This window comes from Streptomyces alkaliphilus (assembly GCF_014141535.1).
Lineage (GTDB): Bacteria > Actinomycetota > Actinomycetes > Streptomycetales > Streptomycetaceae > Streptomyces > Streptomyces alkaliphilus.
In genome coordinates, this window is sequence record NZ_VKHT01000319.1 from 1 (window position 1) to 5,166 (window position 5,166).

At 71.7% G+C, this 5,166-nt stretch carries 4 protein-coding genes; 2 read left to right on the forward strand and 2 right to left on the reverse strand.

Features of this window, described 5'->3' with window-relative positions:
- The first annotated feature begins 239 nt into the window (after window positions 1-239).
- Together uvrB and FNQ90_RS12065 are read left to right on the forward strand one after the other, a co-directional pair.
- Window positions 240-2,357 carry an excinuclease ABC subunit UvrB gene (uvrB, locus tag FNQ90_RS12060; protein ID WP_182606376.1) on the forward strand — a complete coding sequence of 706 codons (2,118 nt, stop codon included), beginning with the start codon at window positions 240-242 and terminating at the stop codon, window positions 2,355-2,357.
- A gap of 96 nt (window positions 2,358-2,453) precedes the next feature.
- Window positions 2,454-3,032: a TerD family protein gene (locus FNQ90_RS12065; protein WP_182606377.1), complete on the forward strand. Its 579-nt coding sequence runs from the start codon at window positions 2,454-2,456 to the stop codon at window positions 3,030-3,032.
- A gap of 75 nt (window positions 3,033-3,107) precedes the next feature.
- Here the strand turns inward: FNQ90_RS12065 and FNQ90_RS28450 are convergent, their stop codons facing one another.
- The gene (locus FNQ90_RS28450) at window positions 3,108-4,442 is read right to left on the reverse strand and encodes a phosphodiester glycosidase family protein (protein WP_182606378.1); all 1,335 of its coding nucleotides are present in this window, start codon (window positions 4,440-4,442) and stop codon (window positions 3,108-3,110) included.
- A 326-nt stretch (window positions 4,443-4,768) separates the two neighbouring features.
- Window positions 4,769-5,166, reverse strand: a 398-nt coding sequence (locus FNQ90_RS12075) for a QcrA and Rieske domain-containing protein (RefSeq protein WP_182606379.1), incomplete at its 5' end; no start/stop codon positions are given.

The window sequence follows — 5,166 nt, forward strand, 5'->3', positions numbered from 1 at the left end:
GGTGGCGACGGCGCGGGGGCCGCGGGTGCGTCTACCCCGATCTCCGGGATCACTTCCCGGACGGTGAGGACGCCCGGCCCCCGGCACGTGACCGCTCGGGGAACGGGGCATGACGAACCGGAGCGACCGGGAGTGATCAGATGATCACAGATCGGCCTGCTTTTCGCTCGCCCACCGGCCCCCGGGGGCGAGGGGCGCCGGCGGGGCGTTTGTCGGTGGCGGGTCGTACCGTGGAGGCCATGCGGCCCGTCTCCCACATCGAACGCACCGTGGCGCCCTTCGAGGTCGTCAGCCCCTACTCGCCCAGCGGCGATCAGCCCGCCGCCATCGACGACCTGGAGCGCCGGATCGGGGGAGGGGAGAAGGACGTCGTCCTGCTCGGCGCGACCGGTACCGGGAAATCCGCCACCACCGCCTGGATGATCGAGCGGTTGCAGCGGCCCACCCTGGTCATGGCGCCGAACAAGACCCTGGCAGCCCAGCTGGCCAACGAGTTCCGCGAACTGCTGCCGAACAACGCGGTGGAGTACTTCGTCTCCTACTACGACTACTACCAGCCCGAGGCGTACGTCCCGCAGACCGACACCTACATCGAGAAGGACTCCTCGATCAACGAGGAGGTCGAGCGCCTGCGCCACAGCGCGACGAACTCCCTGCTCACCCGTCGCGACGTGGTGGTCGTCGCCTCCGTCTCCTGCATCTACGGCCTGGGCACCCCGCAGGAGTACGTGGACCGCATGGTGAAGCTGAGGGTCGGCGAGGAGATCGACCGCGACGCCCTGCTGCGCCGCTTCGTCGACATCCAGTACACCCGCAACGACATCTCCTTCACCCGGGGCACCTTCCGGGTGCGCGGCGACACCATCGAGATCTTCCCGGTCTACGAGGAGCTGGCCGTCCGCATCGAGATGTTCGGCGACGAGATCGAGGCCCTGTCCACCCTCCACCCGCTGACCGGCGAGGTGATCTCCTCCGACGAGCGGCTGTACGTCTTCCCCGCCTCCCACTACGTCGCCGGCCCGGAGCGGATGGAGAAGGCGATCGCGGGCATCGAGGCCGAGCTGGAGGGGCGCCTCGACGAACTGGAACGCGGCGGCAGGCTCCTGGAGGCCCAACGGCTGCGGATGCGCACCACCTACGACATCGAGATGATGCGGCAGATCGGCACCTGCTCCGGCATCGAGAACTACTCGCTGCACATCGACGGCCGTCCCACCGGGTCGGCGCCGCACACCCTCCTGGACTACTTCCCCGAGGACTTCCTGCTGGTCATCGACGAGTCGCACGTCACCGTGCCGCAGATCGGCGCGATGTACGAGGGTGACGCCTCCCGCAAGCGCACCCTGGTCGACCACGGCTTCCGGTTGCCCTCGGCGATGGACAACCGCCCGTTGAAATGGGAGGAGTTCCTGGACCGCGTCGGCCAGACGGTCTACCTCTCGGCCACCCCCGGCCCCTACGAGCTCTCCCGCTCCGACGGCGTGGTGGAGCAGATCATCCGCCCCACCGGCCTGGTCGACCCCGAGGTGGTCGTCAAGTCCACCGAGGGACAGATCGACGACCTGGTGCACGAGATCCGCACCCGCACCGAGCGCGACGAACGGGTGCTGGTGACCACCCTGACCAAGAAGATGGCCGAGGACCTGACCGCCTACTTCACCGAGTTGGGCATTGCGGTGCGCTACCTGCACAGCGACGTGGACACCCTGCGCCGGGTGGAGTTGCTGCGCGAACTGCGGGCGGGCGAGTACGACGTGCTGGTGGGTATCAACCTCCTGCGGGAGGGCCTGGACCTCCCGGAGGTCTCCCTGGTCTCCATCCTGGACGCCGACAAGGAGGGTTTCCTGCGCTCGGGCACCTCTCTCATCCAGACCATCGGCCGCGCGGCGCGCAACGTCTCCGGCCAGGTCCACATGTACGCCGACCGGATCACCCCGGCCATGGAGCGGGCCATCGAGGAGACCAACCGCCGCCGGGCCAGGCAGATCGCCTACAACGAGGCCCGGGGCATCGACCCGCAGCCGCTGCGCAAGAAAATCGGCGACATCGTCTCCGCCATCGCCCGCGAGGAGGTCGACACCCGCGACCTGCTGGAGACCGGCTACCGGGGGCAGGGCGCCGGCCGGGCCCCCGCTCCCGCCCGGGAGACCGCCCCCGGTGCCGCCTACTCGGCCGAACGCGCCGGTGACCTCACCGACCGCCCCGCCGCCGAACTGGCCCGCACCATCGAGGACCTGACGGAGCGCATGCGATCGGCCGCCGCGGAATTGCAGTTCGAGATCGCGGCCCGCCTGCGCGACGAGGTCTCCGAGCTGAAGAAGGAGCTGCGCCAGATGCGGGAAGCGGGTCTGAAGTAGGGAAACCCCCTCCAGTAGGGTGAGGGAAAAGGGCCGGTGGGGCCCGGTGGATCCGCCGCGCGGGCGCGCGGCCACACGGCGGAAGGGGAACGCGACATGGCCGTCAATCTCAGCAAGGGGCAGGCGATCAGCCTGGAGAAGGCCGGGGGCGGGCTGACCCGGGTGCGCATGGGGCTGGGGTGGAAGGCGATCCAGCGCAGAGGGCTGAGCAAGTTCTTCGGCACCAAGGAGATCGACCTCGACGCGTCCGCCATGCTCTTCTCCAACGGGCAGTTGGTGGACGAGGTCTCCTTCCGCAAGCTGGCCAGCGGTTGCGGTTCGGTGCGCCACGGCGGGGACAATCTCACCGGTGGTTCCGGCGCCGGCGGGGACGACGAGGTCATCTGGGTGGACCTCACCTCGGTGCCGCCGCAGGTCGACCAGATCGTCTTCACCGTCAACTCCTACACCGGTCAGACCTTCGCCGAGGTGGAGGCAGCCTTCTGCCGTCTGGTGGACGACTCCTCCGGTGAGGAGATGGCCCGCTACACCCTCACCGGCGGCGGCCCCTTCACCGGACAGGTCATGGCCAAGGTGCAGCGCGTCGGGAACGGCTGGTCCATGACCGCCATCGGCGCCCCGGCCAACGGCCGGGTCTCCGGCCAGCTGCTGCCCGCCATCACCCCGCACCTGTGATATCGCCCCGGACGCCGACGCGGGGCGGACACCGTATCGGTGTCCGCCCCGCGTCGGCGTCCGGGGCGGGTGCGATCAGCGGGCCGCCACGGCCGCGACCTCCGGGCTCTCCTCCCGTTCCACGGAGCCGCCGTCCTCCCCGACCGACACCGTCTCGACCCGGATGCCGGGAGGCGCGCCCCCGCCGTTCGGCGCGGTGATCGCCAATCCGTTGGGTACCGGCCGCTGCGCCCCGCCGGAGGGCATGTTGACCACCCGGACGGAGGCCGCGCCCGGCGCCCGGGCCAGGAGGGTGGTCGAACCGCCGCCGTCCAGGTTCAGCGCCTCCCGGGCGCCCAGCTCCGCCATGAAGGAGGCCAACGCCGTCAGGGTCATGCCCACGGTGTGCTCCTGCCGGCCGTCCACCGTCACCAGGTACATCTCGGTACCGTCGGCGGAGAAACCCACGGCGGTGCGCGGCGCGGTCACATTGTTGGGGGCGCCGTCCCAGTTCAGCGGGACCCCGCCCACCACCAGCGGCTCCTGGCCGCCCACCACCGTGCGCGGCAGCGGACCGCCCTCGGAGGTCCGGGCGGAGAACACCGGCGCCACGGATTCCCCCACCACCAGGGAACCCAGTGCCTCGGCCCCGGCGCCCCGCCCCATGAGCAGCCCACCGCCGTCGGGGATCGGACCCTCCCCGGCTCCCTCGTTCACCGCGGTGACCAGACCGTCGCGGAACTCCACCTCGACGACGTCCTGCGAGCGTTCCACCACCGGTGACCGGTTGACCGGGCCCCACTCCGGCCCGTAGAGGCCGATGCCGTCCACCGGCAGGCGGGCCGCGTTGTAGCCGTTCAGGGGCAGCACACCCCGGGCCGTGATCGCCTTCCCCTCGAAGAGGACCTCGATCATCCGGCCGGCGCCGTCGTGGTCGAAGCCCACGGCCTCGCGGCGTCCCGGGCTCGCGGAGTGCAACAGCTCTCCCTCCCGAACCCCGGCACCGAGGGGAGCGCCGGTTCGGCTGATGTCGAAGAAGTCGGCGTTGACGGCGGCCACGGTCACCCGGTCGGCACCCGGGTCGTGCACGGCCACCAGATCCTCCAGAGGGGCGGTCCCCGCCACCCGGGGCGCACCGAGGTAATCGACCCGCAGATCCTCGGTGAGATCCAGGGTCAGGACGAACACCGAGGCCGTGCCGTCGGGCTGGGCGGCCTGTATCCCGGTGAGCCGGGCACCGGGGACCACCGGTGGGGAGGCGGGCAGCACCGCCGGTGCGCCACCGGAGGTCCGGGGTGCGTCGGCGGCGGCGGACACGGTGAGTTCGGCGGGAAGCCCGGAGGGCAAGAGCCCGAGGGCGAGGGCGGTGAAGGCGGCGGCGGTCAGCAACGAGCGCGGGCGAGCTCCGCGTCGTCGGGCGCGGTCGTGCACGGTGGAGCCCCTCCTGGTCGCGCGGGGTCGTCCGCCCGCCCCGGTACGGCACCCGGGTGACGGGCGGGTTCGACGGCTGGTGAAGCGCGGCTTTGGGGAGGATAGAGCCCCACCGGGCCGCGTGTCCCGCACCAGCGTGGCGGGGTCACGCGACCGGCGGACGACGTGGAGGCGACACCCGGGCCACCGGTGGGAGAGCGAGCACCCACGGGAGGGTATCCGCGGGGTGACCGGTGGGTGGCGGAGAGTGCGCGACAGGGGGAGGAGTCACTCCGAAGACGTCGAGCGGAAGGGGGATCGGAGGGCGTGAGGCCCCCGATCGGGGCTCAGGAGGGCTCGCCGGCGACCAGCACGCCCTCGTCGTTCACCCGTACCGGCACGGAGAGCAGCGGCTCGTAAGCCGGACCGGCCAGCGGCCGGCCGCCGTCCGCGGTGTCGAAGCGGCTGTTGTGGCAGGGACACTCGGCGACGGTGCCCTCCGGCGGGGAGACCAGGCACCCCAGGTGGGTGCAGACCGCGCTCCAGGCGAGGAAGGTGTCCTCCTCGGGGCGGCTGACCAGCAACCGGGCCCGTTCGTACAGCCGGGCGCCGCCCACCGGGACCTCGTCGGCCGGCCCCAGTTCGACGGGTTCCTCCGGCGCCTCGGGCTTCGCCTCGTACCGGTGTTCGCAACCGGTCAGGCAGGTCGCCGCGACGCCGGCGGAGGCCAGCGCGGCGACCTGCC